The organism is Mesorhizobium sp. L2C066B000 (genome assembly GCF_000502335.1).
Taxonomy (GTDB): domain Bacteria; phylum Pseudomonadota; class Alphaproteobacteria; order Rhizobiales; family Rhizobiaceae; genus Mesorhizobium.
The window spans coordinates 1,529,441-1,551,181 of the sequence record NZ_AYWZ01000001.1 but is presented as its reverse complement, the minus strand read 5'-3'; the positions used below and the strand labels follow the sequence as shown (position 1 = coordinate 1,551,181).

Sequence of the window (21,741 nt, the reverse complement as noted above, 5' to 3'; positions counted from 1 at the left end):
CTCACAGCACCACGTTGAAGACGACCGTGTCGGAACCGGCCGCCGCCGAAATGGCGAAGCGCAACTGCCACACGCCGCTCATGGTGAATTTCAGCCCCTCGATGCGGTAACGCCCCTCGCCAAGATAATCGGTCGCCTGCGGACTGGTCGGCAAGCCGTGATTGTGCTGCGGCATGCCGCCGGACACCGAGATCGCCGCACCTTCCACGGAATCGCCGTTGACCGTCTTCAGGGTCAGCAACCAGGATTGCAGTTCGCCTTGCCGGATAACGCCGCGTTCCGGCTGAATGCTGGCGACAAACAAGCCGTTCGCCGTCTTCTTCGAGCGCGAAATATCCGGGCCCGGCGCCGACTGCGGCGCGGTCAGATAGACGATCGCCAATATGCCAGTCAGCAAGGCGGCCAGACCAACGCCCGCAAGAAGATAACGCCATATCGATGCCAAACCGGTTCCTCTTCTGGGCATAACGTCTCGCGAAGCAATTCGCGTCCCGCCGCTTCTGTGGCAAAACGCTTCTGGCGCAAAAAACCGCCGCCGCCAAGCATGGCGCTGCCGGCCGCAAAAAGCTACATTAGCGAACTGGTCCGGAGACAGATCCATGGCAGCAGACGGCGTCGCTTCGATCGGTGAATGCATGCTCGAGCTGTCCGGCCAGGCCGGGCCGAACTGGCGCATGGGCTTTGCCGGCGACACGTTCAACACGTTGTGGGCGCTGCATGCGCTGAGCGGCGAGCGGCCGGCGACCTATGTCTCCGCCTTCGGCGACGATCCCTTCTCGCAGGGCCAGATTTCGTTCTTCGCCGAAAACGGCATCGGCATCGGCGCCAGCCCGGTCATCCCAGGCGCGCGGCCCGGCCTCTACGCCATCACCTTGACCGGCGCCGAACGCGCCTTCACCTATTGGCGCAGCGACGCGGCGGCCAGGCGGCTTGCCTCGGATCCAGCCGCCTTGGCAAAAAGCCTTGAAAACCAGGCGCTTGTGTATTTTTCCGGAATCACCTTGGCAATTCTGGATGCCGCCGCGCGCAAGACGTTGCTGGCAGAAGTGGCCAAGGCGCGGGCTGCCGGTTCGCTCGTCGCTTTCGACCCCAACTACCGGCCGCGCCTGTGGCAGAGCCGCGAGGAGGCGCAAGCCGCGATCCTCGACGCGCTTGCCGTCGCCGACATCGCGCTGCCGACCTTTCCCGACGAGCAGATGCTGTTTGGCGACTCGGCACCGCAAGCGACCGCCGAGCGGTTCGGAAAACTGGTCGGCGAAGTCGTCGTCAAGAATGGCGAGGAACCCGCGCTGATCGCCACTGGCGGAGCCCTGCAGCCGGTTCCGGCCCAGCATGTCGCCACCCCGGTCGACACCACCGGCGCCGGCGATTCCTTCAATGGCGGCTATCTCGCCGCCCGGCTGGCCGGCCATGCCCCGGCGGATGCCGTGCAGCGCGCGCATCGCGTCGCCGCCGCTGTCGTGCAGGTGCGCGGCGCGCTGGCGCCGTTCGAGGTTCTAAGAACCGCTTTCGAGGGCTAAGACCTTAGGGAAGCCTGAAACGATATTCCGTCACCTGATGATAGATCTGGCCCGGCCACAGCGTGGCCTGTGGGAAATAGGGCCGGTTCGGCGCGTCGGGCCACGTCTGCGCTTCCAGGCAAAAGCCGGAAAACGCCTTGTAGCGCCGTCCGTCCAGGCCGCCCGAGGTCGGCGCGACATACTGGCCGGTGTAAAGCTGCAGGCCCGGCTCGGTGGTCCAGACTTCCATCTCGACGCCGGAATTGGCGCCTTGCGCCCACGCCACCTGGTGAAGCGGGCCCCGGGCTGACGCCAGGCAGAAATTGACGTCGTAGGGAAGCTGCTCGCCTTCCGTTTCCATGCGCAGCGGCCGCGCCTGGCGGAAGTCGAAGGGCGTGCCGTCGACAGGTTTGACGACGCCGGTCGGGATCATCTCGCCATCGACAGGCGTATAGGCGCCGGCGTTCAGCATCAGCCGGTGGTCGAGAATGTCGCCAGCGCCGCCATCGTCGAGATTGAAATAGGAATGCTGCGCCAGATTGCACAGCGTCGGCTCCTCGCAAGTGGCGGTCAGTTCCATCGAGAGCGTGCCGGGGATCTTCAGCCGGTAGGTGCAGGTGACGTCGAGCGCGCCGGGAAAGCCCATCGTGCCCTCGGGATCGTGCAGGGTCAGCGTGACAAAATCCCGGCCGTGCAGCGAAACCGTCCACGGCCGGTGGAAGAAGCCCTCCGAGCCGCCATGCAGCGTGTGCTTGCCGAGGAAATTGCGCTCGGTCCGGTAGCGCTGGCCGGCAATGGTGAAGCGGCCGTCGCGGATGCGGTTGGCATAGCGGCCGACGACCGCGCCGAAGAAGGCCCGGTCGGTCTCGTAAGGTTCGAAGCGGTCGTAGCCCAGCACCAGCGGCGCGTCGTGACCGGCGAGCCGCAGATCCTGGATGATTGCGCCGAGCCCGATGATGTTGGCGCTGACCCCGCCGCCCCGGATGGTGAAACGGCGAACGGGTTCGCCTGCCTGCGTCGTGCCGAAGACTTCGCCGTCCTTCATCGCTATGTCCAAATGCTAATTCATCGATCTGTCGACTTAGAGCAATTCCAGGAAAAGTGTGAAACGGTTTTCCGTCCGGAATTGCAAAAAACAAAGAACTGGAGCGGTTCGGCGTTTCCGTGAAGCGCTGAACCGCTCCAGTCCGGCTGAATGTCGTCTGGCAAGGGCCGGCCCGCGGCCTGCCCTGCCCTGCCCGTCAATGATTTAGAGGCCGAGGCCGCCAATGCAGACATATTTGGTGTCGAGATAATCCTCGATGCCCTGATGTCCGCCTTCCTTGCCGAGGCCCGATTCCTTGACGCCGCCGAACGGCGCTTCCGGCGTGGTGATCAGGCCTTCATTGACGCCGACCATGCCGTATTTCAGGCCTTCCATGACCCGGAAGGCGCGGCCGAGATCGCCGGTGTAGAAATAGGCGGCCAGGCCGAACTCGGTGTCGTTGGCGAGCGCAATGGCTTCCTCCTCGGTCTCGAACTTGAACACCGGGGCGATCGGGCCAAAAATCTCTTCCTTCATGAAGCGCATGTCAGGCTTCGCATCGGCGATGACGGTCGGCTGGAAGAATGAGCCGCCAAGCGCGTGGCGCTTGCCGCCGGCAACGACCTTGCCACCCTTCGACGTGGCGTCGGCGATGAATTCCTCGACCTTCTCGACCGCCTTCACGTCGATCAGCGGTCCCTGCTGCACGCCCTCTTCCAGGCCCGAGCCAACTTTCAGCGCATTGCTGGCAGCGGCCAGCTTCTCGACAAACTTGTCGTAGATGCCGGCCTGCACCAGGAAGCGGTTGGTGCACACGCAGGTCTGGCCTGAATTGCGGTATTTGGCGGTGATGGCGCCGGCGACGGCGCGATCGAGGTCGGCATCGTCGAAGACCAGGAACGGCGCATTGCCGCCGAGTTCCATCGAGACCTTCTTGACGGTGACGGACGACTTCTGAATCAGCAGCTTGCCGATCTCGGTCGAGCCGGTGAAGGTGATCTTCGACACCAGCGGATTGGCGCAGATCTCGTCGCCGATTTCGCCGGCAGCACCCGTCAGGATGTTGATGACGCCCTTTGGGAAGCCGACTTCCTCGGCGAGCGCGCCCCATGCAAGGCCGGAATACGGCGTCTGCGAGGCCGGCTTGACCACGGCGGTGCAGCCGGCGGCAAGCGCGGGGCCAAGCTTGCGGGCAAGCATCGAGGAGGGGAAATTCCACGGCGTGATGGCGGCAATGACGCCGACCGGCTCCTTGGTCACCAGGATGCGGCGATCGCCCCATGGCGATGGCACGACATCGCCATAGGTGCGGCGGCCTTCCTCGGCAAACCACATGATGTAGGCGGCAGCCGAACCGATCTCGCCCTTGGATTCGGCGAGCGACTTGCCCTGCTCGATGGTGAGCAGTTCGGCCAGCACATCCTGATTATCCATCATCGCGTCATGCAGCTTGCGCAACAGCTTCGAGCGCTCCAGCGCGGTCGTCTTGCGCCAGGTCTTGAAGGCTTCGCTTGCGGCTTCGATGGCGCGGCGGGTTTCCGCCTTGCCCGACTTCGGCACGGTGCCGATCTTGAGACCGGTGGCCGGGTTGTTGACGTCGACCGTTTGGCCGCTGTCGGCCTGCACCCATTCGCCATTGATGAGATTGGCCTGGCGCATGAAATGGCTGGTTTTCTGCAGCATGGTCTAGCCTCCGTTCGGCGCACTGACGGGCCGGTCTGTGGATGTCTTCGATGAGCGCGCGCAATGGCCTGGATGCCCGACACGCTGAGCCACTGCTCTTTACCTAGGGCAAGGTCGGCAAGCAATTGCAAGATGGCATATAGGCTTTGGGCCAGCCAAACGCCAGATAAAATTCACATGTAAATTAGTTTGGGTCCCAGCCTTGCCAAAGACCAGGCTTGCAAAAGACCAAGCCTACCCAAAGACATGAACCACCACCGTCAGCCAAAAGGCGGTTGTAACAACCGCGCTTGCCGTGGCGATGGTCATCTGGTTCGACGCCAGCGCCTGGCCGGTGTTGAACTGCACGGCGATGAGATAGGAATTGATGCCGGACGGCAGCGCCGCCACCACGACCGCCACCTTGGCCGTCAAGGGCGGCAGGCCAAGCAGCCAGACCAGGCCGAGCACCAGCGCCGGCATCAGGAACAGTTTCAGCGTCGACAGCGCCAGCGCCGGTCGGATGTTACCGGAAATGCCGAAACGGCGCAGGCTGAGCCCCATGGCGAACAGCGCCACCGGCCCGGCGGTGTTAGCCAGCGCATCGACCAGCCGCGTGGCAAGGTTCGGCAGCGGCGCGCCGGTGAGGCGCCATGCCAGCCCGGCCAGGATGCCGATGATCAACGGATTGGTGAACAGTCTTCTCAGAAAGCTCTGGATGATGCGCAGCGGGTGTACGGGCTCGCTGCCGCCGCGGCCAAATATCTCGAACATGATGATCGAAGCCATCATCATGGTCGGCAGATGCACGGAAACGAGCAGCGACAGCACTTCGAATCCGCTGGACCCGAATACGCCGAGAACGAAGGGAATGCCCAGCAACACCACATTCGAGAAGGATGACGACACTCCACCGACGATGCCGGTGCGCGCGTCCCGCCCGAAGATCCGTGTCGTCACCAGATGGCCGGCGGCCCATGTCATTGCAACCGCCGCGAAATAAGCACCCCACAGCGACCAGGGCGCCACGCCGTGGAAATCCGAATTCACCATCGTCCGAAACAGCAGCAGCGGCATCGCCACGTTGATGGCGAACTCGGCGATACCCTCGCCGCTCGCCGGCTTTAGATAGCCGGTGAGCCCGGCGAGATAGCCGAGCGCGACAAGGCTGAAGACGAAAAGAACGGTTTCCGTGAGCGGCGACATTTTTCAGGGATAGGCGAGCCCGGATTGCAGTGCAATCGCCCTGATCTTCAGAAATCGATCCTCGATCCGGCCGGCGCCTGAATTTGATCATGGTCGGGTGACAGCGCTATACAGGCTTGGGATCATTAGGGCGGACACAAAGAATGGTCGCGACGCCGAAACAGCGTCATTTCAGACGGGAGTGGCTGGTCAGACAGGGGTGGCTGGTCAGACAGGGGTGGCTGGCGGGTTTCGTCGTTATACTGCTTTGCCTTGGCGTATCTGAGGCCCAGGCCGCCGAGACCAAAAGTCTCAAGGGCGTGGCGCTGATCATCGGCCAGTCGAAATACGAACACATCGCAGCCCTTGCCAACCCGGCCAACGACGCCCGCGACATGGCCAAGATGCTGACCGACCTCGGCTTCGACGCCCGCAACGTCACCGATCGCGATGCCGCCAAGCTGAAGCGCGATCTCGATCGGTTTGTCGAGGACGCCGAAGGCGCCGACGTAGCCTTCATCTATTATTCCGGCCACGGCATCGAGGCCGGCGGCGAGAACTATCTGGTGCCGGTCGACGCCGACGTCTCGTCGTTGAAAAATGCCGGTGAGGCGCTGGTGCCGATTTCAGCCGTCATGGACGAGCTGAAAAAGACCATGCCGGTGACGATCGTGCTGCTTGACGCCTGCCGCACCAACCCGTTTCCGCCGGACGCGGTCGTGCGACGCGGGCCGACGGCTTCCGCCGAGCCCGTCGGCGCCGGCGGGCTGGAACCGGTGCGCGGCGCAAAAGCCCTCGCCGATGCCTCAGTGGATGATGCCAGCCTGGGAACCGTGGTCGGCTTCGCCGCCGAGCCGGGCCGACCGGCGCTCGATGGCGTCGCCGGCGAAAACAGCCCCTACGCCGCCGCCCTGCTGCGCCACCTCACCGCGATGAAAGGCACCGAGTTCGGCTCGGTCATGCGCATGGTAACCGAGGAGGTCTATCTCGACACCAAGGCAAAGCAGCGCCCCTGGGTCAGCGAGAGCCTGCGTCGCCTGCTCTATTTCGGCGTCGCGCCGCCCGAACCGACCGGCGACGACGGGCTGATCACCGGCGAGAGGCGGCAATTGCTGCTGACCATTTCCGACCTGCCCGATCCCAAACGGGCTCAGGTGGAGTTGGCTTCTCTCCAGGACGGCGTGCCCCTTGACGCGCTCTACGGCGTGCTCAAGGCGCTCGGCACGGAAAAGATCCCTGAGGATCCCAACGACCTGCAGAAGGTGCTGGACAGCCAGGCCGAGCGTCTGAAGAAGATGATGGCCGAGCGCGCCGCATTACGCACCGACGATCCCGAGATCAGTCGCCTGGTCGCATCCGCCGACAAGGCCATAGGCCAGGGCGCCATGGTGACGGCGCGCAAATTCCTCGACGACGCGGTCGGCCGGATCGAGGAAAACAGCGGTGCGGTGGATGAGGCCGAGGACCTGCTCCGGCAAAAGCGCATCGCCGACGCCGCCATCTATGCCAAACGCGCCGACGCCGCCGCGCTGGTCTTCGACTACAAATCCGCCGCCACCGACTACGCCAAGGCGTTTTCGCTGGTCGAGAAGTGGGACGAAAAGCTGCGCTGGAACTACAAGAACCAGGAGGCCGAGGCGCTGAACGCTTATGGCTACGCCACCGGCGACCTCGATGCACTACAACAGTCCATCGATGCCTATCATGTCATCTTGAACTTCATTCCCAATGGCGAACAGAACCGCGATTGGGCAATCACTCGCAACAACATGGCGGTCGTGCTGCAAACCATCGGCGAACGCGAAACCGAGACCGCGCATCTGGAAGAGGCAGCGCAGATCTTCCGCGGTTCGCTTGCCGTTTTCGAGCGCGAGAAAGATGATCGCAACTGGGCCGCTGCGCAGAACAACCTGGCCAATGTGCTGCTGAAGATCGGGGAACGCGAAAGCGACCCCAAGCGCCTGAACGATGCGGTGGCGGCAATGCGCGCCACGCTGGAGAGGCGCCCGCGCGACAAGCTGCCTTTGGACTGGGCCTCTTCGCAGAACAATCTTGGCCTCGCCCTCTATGCGCTCTCCGAACGCGAACCCACCGGCGAGCATCTTAAGCAGGCCGAAGCCGCCTACCGGCTGGCGCTTGAGGAATACACGCGCGAAAAAGCGCCGGTAGAATGGGCGATGATCGAGAACAATCTCGGCAACACGCTGGTCACCCTTGGCATCCAGCTCAACGATAAGGCCAAGATCAATGAGGCGGCCAACGCTTTCCGCGCCGCGCTGGAAGTGCGAACCCGCGAAACCTTCCCGGTGTCCTGGGCGACCAGCCGCCTCAACCTGGGCAATGCGCTGAGCGGTATCGCCCGCTTCGATATGGGCACGGCTACGCTGGAAGAAGCTGCAGCTGCCTACAACGACGCTCTGACGGTGTTTACCCGCAAGCGCTTCCCGATGGACTGGGCGTCAGCCCAGAACAATCTTGGATCGATCTATCAGACCCTTGGTCAGCGCACCCGTGATGCGGCCAAGCTGGAACAGTCGGCGGCAGCCTTCCAGGCGGCACGGCAGGTCTATGTCAGGCGGAAGTTCCCGCAGGACTGGGCGATGAGCTACTACAATCTCGGCAACACGCTGCAGCTTCTCGGCGGCGTCACCGACAAGCCCGAGCATTACAGCGAGGCGGTCGACGCCTACGGCAATGCGTTGCGCGAGTACAAGCGCGAGACGAACCCGCGGCAATGGGCAATGGCCCAGGCCGGCCTGGGCTCGACGCTGCACTGGTTGAGCATGAGCAATGGCGATGCCAAGACGCTGCAGGATTCGATTGCGGCGCGGCGGGCAGCGCTCGAAATACTCACCATCGAGGCCGCGCCGGTCGACTGGGCCAACGCTCAAAATGGCATCGGTATGAGCCTGCTCAATCTCGGCAATCTCCAGCGGACCGACAAATATCTCAACGACGCCGAAGCGGCGTTCACGGCGGCGCTGAAGGTGTTTACGCGCGAAAGTCAGCCGCTGCAGTGGGCCTTCGAGCAGAACAATATCGGCGACGTCCACTGGAACCGCGCCAGCTATGGCGCGGGCAAGCCGGAATATCTCAAGGCGATCGAATTCTTCGAGAACGCCAAGCAGGGCTTCACCGAAGCCGGCTACACGATCCCTATCCCGCTCACCGATCAGAAGATCGAGCTGGCGAAGAAGCAAATGGCGAAAATGTGAAGCGAACCGAGGGTTCGCCTTTCGCTTGTCTTTGTGCCGGCTTTCCGATCCCTATATCAGAATGACCGGAGCGGCATCAGGCTCCCGGAAAAGGTTTCGATGATTCGATTTGTGCTGTCGCTGTTCCTGCTTGCTGTTCCCGCCGTCGCCCACGCGACCGACGCCGGCTGGGCGCTGCTGCGTGACGGCGGCCATGTCGTGCTGCTTCGCCACGCGCTGGTCACCGGCACCACCGACCCCGCCAATTTCGTCATCGACAACTGCGCCACCCAGGTCAACCTATCGGCGCGCGGCAAGCAGCAGGCGAGCAAGATCGGCGCCTTGTTCGGCGCCCGCGCCGCCCCCATCGAGCGGGTGCTGTCCAGCCGCTATTGCCGCTGCCTCGACACTGCCCGCATCGCCTTCGAGGCGGAGCCGGAGCTTTTTGCGCCGCTCGACCTCCTGAGGAGCGATCCGACCGAGAAGGCCGCGCAGCTCGACGCGGTGATGAAGGAAATCCGCGCCTACACCGGTTCCGACAATCTGGTCATGGTCACGCATCTCGAAAACATCGTCGCGCTGACCGGCGTCTCGCCGCGCGAGGGCGAAGCGGTGGTGGTCGAGCCGCAGGGCGATGGCTTGCGCGTGCTCGGCCGCGTCACGTTCTGAGAAAGCCAGTGGTCAAGCTCCGTGAAAACTGAGCTGACGTAACGTCAACTGGGAGGGCCGCCGGCTTGTCGGGCGGCCCTTCTTGTCTTTATGGGAAGGCCATCCCATCTGCGCCCGGCGCATCAGGCCTTTTCCTGCCGGGAAAAACCGATTAGACAGCGCCCAAACCAGATGCGGACAGATTCCGCCCGCAACCGAAGGAAGAGCCCTTGTCCACCACGTTCGACAAAGTCGCCAAGATCATTGCCGACACCAGCGAGATCGACATCGATACCATCACTCCCGAGAGCCACACGATCGACGATCTCGGCATCGACAGTCTCGATTTCCTCGATATCGTCTTTGCCATCGACAAGGAATTCGGCATCAAGGTGCCGCTGGAAAAGTGGACCCAGGAAGTCAATGACGGCAAGGCTTCGACCGACGATTACTTCGTCATGAAGAACCTGTGCGCCAAGATCGACGCGCTGGTCGCCGCCAAGACCGCCTGATATCGGCAAGCGCGCGGCCTTGACGGGCTGCGCCGCCTGACCCACAAAGCCGCTCATGAGCAGCCCTCGCGACGTCGTCATCACCGGTATCGGCCTTGTCTCCTCGCTGGGAGAGGGTCCGGATACCCACTGGCAGAAGCTGGCGCAGCCGGGCCTGGAGCCGGTGCTCGAAGCCGCGCGCTTTGGGCCCTACACCGTGCATCCCCTGCCGGAGATCGACTGGAACCTGCAGATCGCCAAGCGCGGCGACCAGCGGCAGATGGAAACCTGGCAGCGGCTGGGCACCTATGCCGCCGGCATGGCGCTGGACGACGCCGGCATCAAGGGCAATGACGAACTCTGCACGACCATGGACATGGTTGTCGCTGCCGGCGGCGGCGAGCGGGACGAGGCGGTCGATGCCGCCATCCTCGCCGCGTCCGAGAGCCGCAACGACCGCGACGTGCTGCTCAACGAGAAGCTGACCACCGAATTGCGGCCGACGCTTTTCCTGGCCCAGCTCTCCAATCTGCTCGCCGGCAACATCTCCATCGTCCACAAGGTGACGGGATCGTCGAGGACCTTCATGGGCGAGGAAGGTGCCGGCGTCGCCGCCGTCGAGACCGCCGCGGCGCGCATCCGCTCCGGACAGTCGACCCACATACTGGTAGGTGGCGCCTTCCAGACCGAACATTCCGACATGCTGCTCGGCTATGAATTGGCCGGCTATCTGCATCGCGGCCCATGGAAGCCGGTCTGGCAGAGACAGGGCGCCGAGGGCGGCGGCCTGGTCTCCGGCTCCGGCGGCGCGTTCCTGGTGCTGGAGCAGCGCGAACACGCGCAAAGCCGTGGGCGGAAAATCTATGCCGAGCTCGGACCGGTCGTCTCAGGCCGCGCCCGGCGCTCGCGCGGCGAGCTTGACGCCGAGATCGCGACACTGCTCAAACAGGCAACTCTCCCAAGCGGCAAGCTGCTTGCCCTGTCGGGCGCCTCCGGCGCGCATACCGCAACGTCAGCCGAAAAGTCAGCGCTGGATGCCAATCCGGCGATATCGGCGCGCGGCTTCGCCACGCTGACCGGGCATATGAAGGAAGCGCAGTTTCCATTCGCGGTCGCCCTCGCCGCCCTGGCCGTCGACCGCAAGGCCGCCTACCCCGTGTTCGACGCCGCGGCCGAGAAGCCGTTCGAAGGCATTCCCGAAACCGTGCTCGCAACGGCGATCGGCTATCACCAATTCGAGGGCATGGCGCTGGTCAACGCTGCTTGAAGCAGCGCTGCGCGATCATGCTGCAAAGTTAAGAGGTTCCGGATGGCCAATCTCAGAGATTACATGGGCAGGCCGATCGTCGCCGTCACCGGCATCGGCGTGGTAACGTCGCTCGGCATCGGCAAGGCCGATAACTGGGCGGCACTGACCTCCGGCAAATCGGGCATCCACCCGATCACCCGCTTTCCCGTCGACCACCTCAACACCCGCATCTCCGGCATGGTCGACTTCCTCGACTCAAGCTCGAAAGGCGCCAGCCTGCTGACCTACGAGCTGGCCGAAACCGCAGCGAAGGAGGCGGTGGCCGAATCCGGCCTCGATTCCTCTGATTTTGGCGGGCCTCTGTTCCTCGCCTCGCCGCCGGTCGAACTCGACTGGCACGACCGCTTCGCGCTCTACAATTCCGACGGCAAAGGCGCCGGCGCCGAAAGGCTGCTCAGGGTGGCGCGCGGGCTGAAGGAAACAGATACGTTCGCAAGCACGCAGTTCGGCGCGATCGCCGACCGGCTGGCCGACCGCTTTGGCACGCGCGGCCTGCCGATCACGCTGTCGACGGCCTGCGCTTCGGGCGCCACCGCCATCCAGCTCGGCGTCGAAGCGATCCGCCGCGGCGAATGCGACCGGGCGCTGTCGATCGGCGCCGACGGTTCGGCAACCGCCGAGGCGCTGATCCGCTTTTCGTTGCTCTCGGCGCTGTCGACCCACAATGACATCCCTGAAAAGGCGTCAAAACCCTTCTCCAAGGACCGCGACGGCTTTGTGCTGGCGGAAGGCTCCGGCGCTCTGGTGCTGGAATCGCTTGAGGCAGCCCTTGCCCGGGGCGCCAGCGTTCTCGGCATCCTGCGCGGCTGCGGTGAAAAGGCCGACGATTTCCATCGCACCCGTTCCAAGCCCGACGGTTCCCCGGCGATCGCAGCAGTCCGCGCCGCCCTTGCGGATGCCGGCCTGAGCAAGGACGAGATCGACTACGTCAACGCTCACGGCACCTCGACGCCGGAAAACGACAAGATGGAGCATCTGTCGCTGTCGACCGTGTTCGGCGATCGCATCGGCTCGATGCCGGTCTCGTCCAACAAGTCGATGATCGGCCACACGCTGTCGGCGGCGGGTGCCGTCGAAGCGGCGTTTTCGCTGATGACCATGCGCGAAAGCGTCATTCCGCCGACCATCAACTACGACAATCCCGACCCGGCAATCGTGCTCGACGTGGTGCCCAACAAGAAGCGCAATGCCGAAGTCGGCACCGTGCTCTCGAACTCGTTCGGCTTCGGCGGCCAGAACACTTGCCTTGTCATGGCGCGGGAACCGGTCTAAGCGACCTTTTTCAGCCAGACTGAACTGACAGGCTCCATGCGCGCACTGCAACTTATCGAGGACCGCCGTCTTGAAACGGTGGACCTGCCGCCCCCGCCGCCCCCCACATTGGGCGAAGTCACGCTGCGCATCAAGGCGGTGGCGCTGAACCATATCGACGTCTGGGGCTGGCGTGGCATGGCCTTCGCCAAGCGTAAGCTGCCGCTGGTCGTCGGCGCCGAAGCCTCCGGCGAGGTCGAAGCTGTCGGCCCCGGCGTCTCCAGCCTGCTGCCCGGACAATTGGTGTCGATCTACGGCGCGCGCACCTGCGGCCTTTGCCGCGCCTGCCGCGAAGGCCGTGACAATCTCTGCCAACATGTCTCGGGCGTCCACGGCTTCCATCTCGACGGCTTTGCGCAGGAGAAGATCAACCTGCCGGCGCGCCTGCTGGTCCCGGCCCCTCCAGGCGTGACCGATGTCGGCGCTGCCGTCGCCCCCGTCACCTTCGGCACCGTCGAGCACATGCTGTTCGACAATGCCAAGCTGCAGCCCGGCGAAACCATCCTCATCCATGCCGGGGGCTCCGGCATCGGCTCGGCGGCGATCCAGCTGGCCAGGCGCATGGGTTGCTCCATCATCACCACGGTCGGCTCCAACGACAAGATCGACAAGGCCAAGGCGCTCGGCGCCGACCATATCATCAACTACCGCGACGATCGTTTCGAAGGGGTCGTGCGCAAGCTCACCAGGAAGAAGGGCGTCGACGTCGTGTTCGAACATGTCGGCGCCGACACCTTTGCCGCCTCGATGCTGTGCCTCAAGCGCGGCGGCCGGCTCGTTACCTGCGGCTCGACCTCCGGCGTGTCGACCCAGATCAATCTGATGCAGCTGTTCCAGCAGCAGCTGAAGCTGCTCGGGTCCTTCGGCTGCCGCATGGAGAACATGGCCAACGCCATGCAGAAGATGGCGGCGGGACAGGTAGCACCTGTTATCGACACCGAGGTCGGCTTCGACGGCATCGACGCCGCGCTGAAGCGCATGGAAGGCCGCGACGTGTTCGGCAAGATCATCCTGCGCGTTTCTTAGGACCATGGTCGGCAAGGTGTTCAAGAAAGCCCGCCGGGACTTCATGTTCCGCTATGGCAGGCGGCTGCGCCAGATGGAGCACTGGCTGGTTGCGCGTGCGGCGATGACGATCATTTCGCTGCTGCGCCTTTTGCCCGCCGACAGCGCGCTCAATTTTGCCGACCGCGCCGCACGCCGCATCGGTCCGCGCGTCGGGCGCCACCGCGTCGCCATCAGCAATCTGCGCCTTGCCTATCCCGAAAAGAGCGATGTCGAGATCGAGGCCATCGCCTCCGACATGTGGGGCAACATGGCCCGGCTCGCCGCCGAATACATCTTTCTCGACGCGCTCTTCGACTATGATCCGAACGCAGCGACGCCCGGCCGCGTCGAAGTTGGCGGCGCCGATCATTTCCATCAGATAGCTGGCGAGGACAAACCGCATATCCTGTTCACCGGCCATCTCGGCAATTTCGAGCTGCTGCCCGTGGCAGCCGCGACGTTCGGCATGAAGATCACGGCGCTGTTTCGTCCCCCGAACAACCCATACCTCGCCGATTACATCCATTCGACACGGCGTTCGAGCATGGGCGCCTTGCTGCCGTCTTCGACCGGCGCCTCCTTCGCGCTGGCGTCGATTCTGGAGAAAGGCGGCAATATCGGCGTTTTGGTCGACCAGAAATTCTCCAGCGGACTGGAGACGATCTTCTTTAACCGCCCATGCCAGAGCAATCCGGTTCTGGGCATGCTCGCCCGTCACTATGATTGCGACGTCTATCCGGCGCGATGTGTGCGGCTGCCTGGCAACCGCTTCCGCCTCGAGATCGAGGACAAGCTGACCTTGCCGCGCAATGAAAGCGGCAGCGTCGATGTCGCGGCCACCACCCAAATGCTCGCCGACGTGGTCGAGCGCTGGGTGCGCGAGGATCCGGGACAGTGGATGTGGTTCCACAAAAGGTGGGAAATCTCGGGCCGGCGTCGGCGCCGGCGCGGACAGGCCAACGCCACCGGCCAGCGGCAGCGTCAATCTTAAGTCGTCGATAGCCTCAGTTCGTCACAACGATCCGCGTATTGCCGAAGCCGACTTCACGCACCATCGCATAGAACATCGCGGCATTGGCGGTGTGCAACCGCACGCAGCCATGCGATGCCGGACGCCCTAGCTGCCTGACCGCGCCGGTGCCGTGGATGGCGTAGCCGCCATGGAAGAACACCGAGTAAGGCATTGGCGACATGTGGTATTTTTTCGAATACCACATCCGCGCCGTGCGTTGCGGCCGATAGGTGCCGCGCGGCGTGAAATAGCCGCTGCGGGCGGTCGACACGCTCCAGCGATAAAGCACCTGGCCGTATTGGCTAACGGTCATGGTCTGCGACGAGACGTCTATGCTGGCCACCAGCGAGGCAGCCCTGCTTTCGATGGACGTGCCGAACAGCATCGCAGCAAAAGCAGCTGCCATGAGAACGATTTTAGTCATGAGATCAAACCCCTTTGATGCCCCTTGCCTGCCCTGTCATCACGCGGTTTTTCATCTTTTTAACGACAGGTGAGTGATCTAACACACACTCCTTGATAAATTCGCCAATCTAAAGCAGCGAATTTGAACGATTTTCCCGCCATAGTTGCCGCTGCGACACGAAGTTTCGGCGCCAGTGGCGCGATGCTTGCAAAACCACCCCCTTGCCTGCTCAAATCCGGGAATGAACGAACGACTCTTCAAAGCGATAGACGCCCGTGTTGATGACCTGGTCGCACTGACCGCTGACCTGATCCGCTTCCCGACCATCAACCCGCCCGGCGAAGCCTATCGCCCCTGCGCCGAATATATCGGTGCGCGCCTAGGCAGGCTTGGCTTCGAAACCGAATTCATCCGCGCCGCAGGCACGCCCGGCGACACCGACCGCTATCCCCGCGTCAATGTCGTCGCACGCTTCGACGGCCGCTCGCCTGGGGCCTGTGTCCATTTCAACTCGCACATCGATGTGGTCGAAGCCGGCGAGGGCTGGAGCGTCGATCCCTTTGCCGGCGTGGTGAAGGACGGCAAGGTCTACGGGCGCGGCGCCTGCGACATGAAAGGGGGCATGGCCGCCTCGATCATCGCGGCGGAAGCCTTCATGGAGGTATTCCCCGACTTTCCTGGCGCCATCGAAATCTCCGGCACCGTCGATGAAGAGTCCGGCGGCTTCGGCGGCGTCGCCCATCTGGCGAAGCTTGGCTATTTCTCGAAACCCAAGGTCGACCACGTCATCATCCCCGAGCCGCTGAACAAGGACCGCATCTGTCTTGGCCATCGCGGCGTCTGGTGGGCGGAGATCGAGACCAAGGGCGAGATCGCGCATGGCTCGATGCCGTTCCTCGGCGACAATGCCGTGCGCCACATGGGCGCCGTGCTGCAGGCCTTCGAGGATGACCTGTTTCCGGCGCTCGACCGCAAGGTGACGCGCATGCCTGTCGTGCCCGAAGGCGCAAAGCGCTCGACCATGAACATCAACTCGATCCATGGCGGCCAGACCGAGGATTTCCGCCCCGGCCTGCCCTCGCCCAACGTGCCCGACGCCTGCCGGCTGACCATCGACCGCCGCTTCCTGCTCGAGGAGGACCTTGCCACGGTCAAGAGCGAGGTGACCGATATCCTCGACCGGCTGAAGCGCGAGCGCAAAAAGTTCGACTACGAGATTCGCGACCTGATGGAGGTGCTGCCGCTGATGACCGAGCGCGACGCGCCGGTGGTCAAGGCGGTGGCGCAAGGCATCATGGCGATCTTCGACCGCGAGCCGGAATATGTCATTTCACCAGGCACTTACGACCAGAAGCACATCGCCCGCATCGGCCACATCTATGATTGCATCGCCTATGGCCCGGGCGTTTTGGACCTCGCCCACCGGTCCGACGAATGGGTCGGCATCTCTGATATGGTGGAGTCGGCCAAGGTGATGGCGATCGGGCTGAATGTGCTGCTCAGGGGCACGGCCGCGGACTGAACCATCGGCTTCGCTGAAAAAACATTCCTCCCCGCGCCGCTGCAGAGCACGAAACGCAATTTACTCCACCTCGAAATCACGCTTCTATCGCACCAGGGTTCGAGCATTTGGGAGTTGCACGATGAAATTGTGGAAAACCATTCTTGCCGCCGCAGTGCTGGCACTGGCCGGCAGTCAGGCATTTGCCGCACGCACCGACCTGGTGATCGGCATTACGCTCGAGCCGCCACATCTCGATCCGACCGCCGGTGCTGCCGCGGCGATCGACGAAGTGCTCTACGCCAACGTCTTCGAGGGCCTGACCCGCATCGGCCCGAATGGCGAAGTGCTGCCCGACCTTACCGAGAGCTGGGCCATTTCCGACGACGGCAAGGTCTACACCTTCAAGCTGCGCACCGGCGTCAAATTCCATGACGGCAGCGATTTCGACGCCGGCGACGTGAAGTTCTCGCTCGACCGCGCCCGTGCCGACAATTCCGTAAACGCGCAAAAGGCCTTGTTCGCCGCCATCGATACGGTCGAAGTCGTCGATCCGACAACGGTCAAGGTGACGCTGAAGAACCCGCAGGGGTCGTTCCTCTACAATCTGGGCTGGGGCGACGCGGTGATCGTGGCGCCCGAGAGCGCCGACACCAACAAGGAAAAGCCCATCGGCACCGGCCCGTTCAAATTCCAGAGCTGGGCCAAGGGCTCGTCGATCACGCTGGTGAAATCGGACACTTACTGGGGCGCCCCGGTGTTCCTCGACAAGGCCGAGTTCCGCATCGTTCCCGACGCCGCTGCCGCCGTGCCGGCGCTGCTCTCCGGCGACATCCAGGCTTTCCCTTTCTTCGATCCCGACAGCGTCGCGCAGGTCAAGGACGATCCGCGCTTCAAGGTGGTGATCGGCTCGACCGAGGGCGAGACCATTCTGGCGATCAACAACAAGAAGCCGCCTTTCGACAAGCTCGAGGTGCGGCAGGCAATTGCCTTCGCGCTCGACCGCAAGGCGATCATCGACGGCGCCTCGGCCGGCCTCGGCGTGCCGATCGGCTCGCACATGTCGCCCGCCAGCAAGGCCTATGTCGACCTCACCGGCCTGTACCCGCACAATGTCGACAAGGCCAAGGAGCTGCTGAAGCAGGCCGGCTTCGAAAACGGAATCAAGGCCACGCTGAAACTGCCGCCGCCTTCCTATGCACGGCTTGGCGGCGAGATCATCGCCTCGCAGCTGCGCGACGTCGGCATCGACCTGGAAATCATTCCGGTCGAATGGGCGCAGTGGCTGGACCAGGTGTTCACCAAGAAGGATTACGACCTGACCATCGTCTCCCACACCGAGCCCAACGACATCGATATCTATTCGCGCAAGGACTACTACTTCAACTACGACAACCCCGCCTTCGACAAGATCATCGCCGAGCTGAACCTCACCTCCGACGACGCCAAGCGCAACACGCTGCTCGGCGAAGCACAGAAGATACTGGCCGACGACGCCGTGGTGGGGTTCCTCTATGAACTGCCGAAGGTCGGCGTCTGGGACGCCAAGCTGCAGGGCCTGTGGGAGAATGCGCCGATCCAGGCGAATGATCTGACCAAGGTGAAGTGGGCGGATTGAGGCGGCGGGCCAAACGGCGGCGTTTGCGCTCCGTCACACCCCCCTCTGCCCTGCCGGGCATCTCCCCCGCAAGGGGGGAGATTGGGCTTTCATCTCCGCTTTCGCCTATCGCGAACGTTGAACGCTGGTCGACGACACGGAAACTGCTGATCTCCCCCCTTGCGGGGGGTGAGGAGTGGTCCGCGCAGCGGACGGAAAGCCAACTGCTTGGCTTTCCGAACAACGAACGCCCGAAGCGACAGCGAAGGGCCGGGTCCGGCAGGACAGAGGGGGGTGTGACAGAACGCTGCCTTTGCTCAGTCATCGCACTTGGCAACGCACCATTCCCGCCACCATGACCGCCTACCTCCTCAAACGCCTCGCCATCGCCATCGCAACGCTGATTCTGGCGTCGATGGTCGTCTTCGCCGTGCTCGAAATCCTGCCCGGCGACCCGGCGCGGCTGATGCTGGGCCTCAACGCCAGCGCCGAGCAGGTCGAACTCCTGCGCAACCAGATGGGCCTCAACGCGCCGCTTCTCCTGCGCTACCTCCATTGGGTCGGCGGTCTGCTCAGCCTCGATTTCGGCCGCTCCTATACTTATTCGGTGCCGGTCATCGACCTTGTCCGCGAACGCATGGCGGTTTCCCTGCCGCTGGCGCTGATCGCGCTGGCGCTCTCTACCGTCATCGCCATTCCCGTCGGGCTCTTTTCCGCCAGCCGGCGCGGCCGGGCCGGCGACACGATTGCCATGGGTGCCGCGCAGCTCGGCGTCGCCATCCCGAACTTCTGGTTCGCGCTGATGCTGATCTACCTCTTTGCCGTCTGGCTGCGGCTGGTGCCGGCCGGCGGTTTCCCCGGCTGGAGCGCCGGCGCCTGGCCGGCGCTGAAATCGCTGCTGCTGCCGGCCGTAGCACTCGCCCTGCCGCAGGCCGCGATCCTGGCTCGCGTTGCCCGCTCCGCGCTGCTCGAGGTGCTGAACGAGGATTATATCCGCACCGCCCGCGCCAAGGGCCTGCCCTATCGCGCCGTGCTGTGGCGGCACGCACTGCGCAACGCGATGATCCCGGTTCTGACCATTCTGGGCCTGCAATTCGCCTTCCTGCTCGCCGGCACCATCATCATCGAGAACGTCTTTTATCTGCCTGGTCTGGGACGGCTGGTGTTCCAGGCGATCACTCAGCGCGACCTGATCGTGGTGGAAAGCATCGTCATGCTGCTGGTCGTCGCCGTCATTGCAGTCAACCTCGTCGTCGACGTCTCCTACGCCATCGTCGATCCGCGCCTTCGAGGCCGGCAATGACGCTGCACATCGACATCCCGCAGGAGACGTTGGGCAGCATTCTGGCCAAGGCCTTCCGCAACCGCTCCTTCCTCATCGGCTTCGCCATCACGGTGCTGGTGGCTGCAATAGCGGTCATCTCCTACGTCTGGACGCCCTACGACGTGACCAAACTGGTGATCTCGGACAAGACGCTGGCGCCCTCTGCGGCGCACTGGTTCGGCACCGATCATTTCGGCCGCGACATCCTGTCGATGATCATGGTCGGCGCCCGCAACTCGATTGCCGTGGCGCTGGTCGCGGTCGGCATCGGCATGGGCGTCGGCGTGCCGCTCGGCGCCTTCGCCGCGGCGCGCGGCGGGTTCGTCGACGAGGCGCTGATGCGGCTGAACGACCTTGTCTTCGCCTTCCCGGCGCTGCTGTCGGCGATCATGATCACCGCCATCTTCGGACCGGGCGCGATCAACGCCATCATCGCCATCGGCATCTTCAACATCCCGGTGTTTGCGCGCGTCGCCCGCGCCGGCGCGCTGGCGATCTGGCCACGCGAATTCATTCTCGCCGCGCGCGCCGCCGGCAAGAGCAAGACGCAGATTACAATCGAGCACGTGCTGCCCAACATCGCCACGCTGCTTCTGGTGCAAGGCACCATCCAGTTCGCGCTCGGCATTTTGGCCGAAGCCGGTCTCTCCTATGTCGGCCTCGGCGCCCAGCCGCCAATGCCGAGCTGGGGCCGCATGCTGTTCGACGCCCAGACGCGCATGGTGGTGGCGCCGTGGATGGCCATCTTCCCCGGCATGGCCATCGTCATCACCGTGCTTGGGCTCAATCTGCTCGGCGACGGCATCGCCGACATACTCGACCCGAAATCGCGGCGGCAGCGATGAGCCTGCTGCAGATCGAGAACCTGTCGCTGGCGATCGGCGACACGCCGATCCTGAAAGGGGTCGAGCTCTCCGTCGCGCCCGGCGAGGTGATGGGCCTGGTCGGTGAATCCGGTTCCGGCAAATCGATGACGGCGCTGACCATCATGCAGCTTCTGCCGCATGCGGCGCGCGCCACCGGCCGCGTGACCTTCGACGGCATCGATATTCTGGCCGCAACCGAGGACCAGATGTGCGCGCTGCGTGGGGACGACATCGGCATGGTGTTCCAGGAGCCGATGACGGCGCTCAACCCGGTCAAGACCATCGGCGAGCAAGTCGCCGAAGGCATACGCTGGCACACTAGGGCAAGCCGTGCCGACGCCGAAGACCGCGCGCGCAAAATGCTCGACCGGGTTGGCCTGCCGGAGGCCAAATTCCCGCTGTCGCGCTATCCGCACGAATTGTCGGGCGGCCAGCGCCAGCGCGTCGTCATCGCCATTGCCTGCGCATTGAAACCCAAGCTGCTCATCGCCGACGAGCCGACCACGGCGCTCGACGTGGTGCTGCAGGCGCAGATCCTCGACCTCTTGCGCGGCCTTGTCAGCGAAAACCGAATGGGCCTGCTTCTGATCTCGCACGATCTCGCGGTCGTCACCGAAATGGCCGAACGCATCACCATTCTGCGCAATGGCGAGGTGATGGAAGCCGGCGACACCGCACGCACGCTGTCGGAACAGCTGCATCCCTACACGCGCCAGCTGGCGCTGGCCTCGATGCACGTGCCCGCGCGCGCCAAAGTTCACGCCACCGGCCAGGGCAAACCGCTGCTTGAGGTCGAAGGCGTGACCCGCGACTATCCCGGGCGGCGTACATCCCTGTTCAAACCCGCTCCCCCGATCCGCGCTGTCGACGACGTCTCCTTGTCGCTGGCGCCGGGCCAATCGGTGGCGCTGGTCGGCCGCTCCGGCTGCGGCAAGTCAACGCTTGCCCGCATGATCCTGGCGCTCGACAAATCGACATCGGGAACGATCCGCTTTCGCGGCGAGACCATCACCGGCAAAAGCGAGGCGGAGCTCAAAGCCGCGCGGCGCGACATGCAGGTGGTGTTCCAGGATCCCTACGGCTCTTTCGACCCGCGCCAGAAGGTCGTAAAACTGGTCGCCGAGCCGCTGCATGTACTGGAGACGAAGCCGACACCGGCCGAGCGGCGCGAGATGGTGGCGCATGCGCTGCACGAGGTCGGCCTCGGCACCAGCGACATGGACAAATATCCGCATGAGTTTTCCGGCGGCCAGCGCCAGCGCCTGTCGATCGCCCGCGCCATCATCACCAGGCCGAAGCTGGTCGTCGCCGACGAGCCGGTCTCGGCGCTCGACGTCTCGATCCGCGCCCAGATCCTCGATCTGTTCGCAGAGCTCAACCAGAAGCTCGGCATTGGCTATCTCTTCATCACTCACGATTTGACCGTCGCCCGCGCCATCACCGATGAGGTGCTGGTCATGCATGACGGCAGGATCGTCGAGCGCGGCAAGACCGGCGACGTGCTCGATCATCCGCAGTCGGAGGCGGCCAGGGCGCTGGTCGCGGCTGCGCCCGATCTGCATCGGGCGATCGCTCACCGTATGCAGGAACAGGGGTGAGTGACCGGTTCGCGCAGCGAATTCATCGTGCCAGTGGCACGATGAAAGGTCACGAACGCTGGGACGC

General features: G+C 63.9%; 18 protein-coding genes. 13 read left to right on the top strand and 5 right to left on the bottom strand.

Annotation, left to right across the window (positions count from 1 at the left end):
- Position 1: 1 nt before the first annotated feature.
- Entirely contained in the window at positions 2-445 is a 444-nt protein-coding gene (locus tag X733_RS158805; protein ID WP_023818074.1) for a FixH family protein, read from the bottom strand.
- 154 nt (positions 446-599) lie between these two features.
- Between X733_RS158805 and X733_RS158810 the strand changes: the two genes are divergently transcribed.
- Positions 600-1,520 (top strand): sugar kinase, encoded by a 921-nt coding sequence (locus tag X733_RS158810; protein ID WP_023707862.1) that lies wholly within the window; start codon positions 600-602, stop codon positions 1,518-1,520.
- Positions 1,521-1,524: 4 nt separating this feature from the next.
- Here X733_RS158810 and X733_RS158815 read toward each other — a convergent pair whose 3' ends face one another.
- From X733_RS158815 to X733_RS158825, 3 genes are all read right to left on the bottom strand, one after another.
- Positions 1,525-2,550 (bottom strand): aldose epimerase family protein, encoded by a 1,026-nt coding sequence (locus X733_RS158815; protein ID WP_023818073.1) that lies wholly within the window; start codon positions 2,548-2,550, stop codon positions 1,525-1,527.
- 198 nt (positions 2,551-2,748) lie between these two features.
- The gene (locus tag X733_RS158820) at positions 2,749-4,206 is read right to left on the bottom strand and encodes an NAD-dependent succinate-semialdehyde dehydrogenase (protein ID WP_023670445.1); all 1,458 of its coding nucleotides are present in this window, start codon (positions 4,204-4,206) and stop codon (positions 2,749-2,751) included.
- Between the two features lie 234 nt (positions 4,207-4,440).
- Positions 4,441-5,391 (bottom strand): AEC family transporter, encoded by a 951-nt coding sequence (locus X733_RS158825; RefSeq protein ID WP_023818072.1) that lies wholly within the window; start codon positions 5,389-5,391, stop codon positions 4,441-4,443.
- A 143-nt stretch (positions 5,392-5,534) separates the two neighbouring features.
- On the opposite strand from X733_RS158825, the gene X733_RS158830 reads away from it, so the two are divergent.
- The 7 genes from X733_RS158830 to X733_RS158860 all read left to right on the top strand — a co-directional run bounded on the left by X733_RS158830 (position 5,535) and on the right by X733_RS158860 (position 14,361).
- Positions 5,535-8,585, top strand: a complete 3,051-nt coding sequence (locus X733_RS158830) for a caspase domain-containing protein (RefSeq protein WP_023818071.1) — start codon at positions 5,535-5,537, stop codon at positions 8,583-8,585.
- A gap of 99 nt (positions 8,586-8,684) precedes the next feature.
- A complete protein-coding gene (locus X733_RS158835) occupies positions 8,685-9,233 on the top strand; it encodes a histidine phosphatase family protein (protein WP_023670442.1) in 549 nt (182 codons plus the stop codon).
- A 209-nt stretch (positions 9,234-9,442) separates the two neighbouring features.
- On the top strand, positions 9,443-9,724 hold the full coding sequence (locus X733_RS158840) for an acyl carrier protein (RefSeq protein WP_010909964.1): 282 nt from the start codon (positions 9,443-9,445) through the stop codon (positions 9,722-9,724).
- 55 nt (positions 9,725-9,779) lie between these two features.
- A complete protein-coding gene (locus X733_RS158845; protein WP_023818070.1) occupies positions 9,780-10,970 on the top strand; it encodes a beta-ketoacyl-ACP synthase in 1,191 nt (396 codons plus the stop codon).
- Positions 10,971-11,012: 42 nt separating this feature from the next.
- Positions 11,013-12,284: a beta-ketoacyl-ACP synthase gene (locus tag X733_RS158850; RefSeq protein WP_023753408.1), complete on the top strand. Its 1,272-nt coding sequence runs from the start codon at positions 11,013-11,015 to the stop codon at positions 12,282-12,284.
- Between the two features lie 36 nt (positions 12,285-12,320).
- Positions 12,321-13,349, top strand: a complete 1,029-nt coding sequence (locus X733_RS158855; RefSeq protein WP_023818069.1) for a zinc-binding dehydrogenase — start codon at positions 12,321-12,323, stop codon at positions 13,347-13,349.
- 4 nt (positions 13,350-13,353) lie between these two features.
- Positions 13,354-14,361 (top strand): lipid A biosynthesis lauroyl acyltransferase, encoded by a 1,008-nt coding sequence (locus X733_RS158860; protein WP_031193103.1) that lies wholly within the window; start codon positions 13,354-13,356, stop codon positions 14,359-14,361.
- A gap of 13 nt (positions 14,362-14,374) precedes the next feature.
- Here X733_RS158860 and X733_RS158865 read toward each other — a convergent pair whose 3' ends face one another.
- Positions 14,375-14,806 (bottom strand): L,D-transpeptidase, encoded by a 432-nt coding sequence (locus X733_RS158865; protein WP_023681747.1) that lies wholly within the window; start codon positions 14,804-14,806, stop codon positions 14,375-14,377.
- 223 nt (positions 14,807-15,029) lie between these two features.
- Here X733_RS158865 and X733_RS158870 point away from each other — a divergent pair, with 223 nt between their 5' ends.
- The 5 genes from X733_RS158870 (at position 15,030) to X733_RS158890 (ending at position 21,674) form a co-directional block, all read left to right on the top strand.
- Entirely contained in the window at positions 15,030-16,310 is a 1,281-nt protein-coding gene (locus tag X733_RS158870) for an acetylornithine deacetylase/succinyl-diaminopimelate desuccinylase family protein (protein WP_023688147.1), read from the top strand.
- A gap of 121 nt (positions 16,311-16,431) precedes the next feature.
- On the top strand, positions 16,432-17,907 hold the full coding sequence (locus tag X733_RS158875) for an ABC transporter substrate-binding protein (RefSeq protein WP_023818067.1): 1,476 nt from the start codon (positions 16,432-16,434) through the stop codon (positions 17,905-17,907).
- A 334-nt stretch (positions 17,908-18,241) separates the two neighbouring features.
- On the top strand, positions 18,242-19,189 hold the full coding sequence (locus X733_RS158880; protein ID WP_023818066.1) for an ABC transporter permease: 948 nt from the start codon (positions 18,242-18,244) through the stop codon (positions 19,187-19,189).
- On the top strand, positions 19,186-20,055 hold the full coding sequence (locus X733_RS158885) for an ABC transporter permease (protein ID WP_023691037.1): 870 nt from the start codon (positions 19,186-19,188) through the stop codon (positions 20,053-20,055). The genes X733_RS158880 and X733_RS158885 overlap by 4 nt, the downstream gene beginning before the upstream one ends.
- Entirely contained in the window at positions 20,052-21,674 is a 1,623-nt protein-coding gene (locus tag X733_RS158890; RefSeq protein WP_023818065.1) for a dipeptide ABC transporter ATP-binding protein, read from the top strand. Before X733_RS158885 ends, X733_RS158890 begins: the two co-directional genes overlap by 4 nt.
- Positions 21,675-21,741 lie beyond the last annotated feature (67 nt).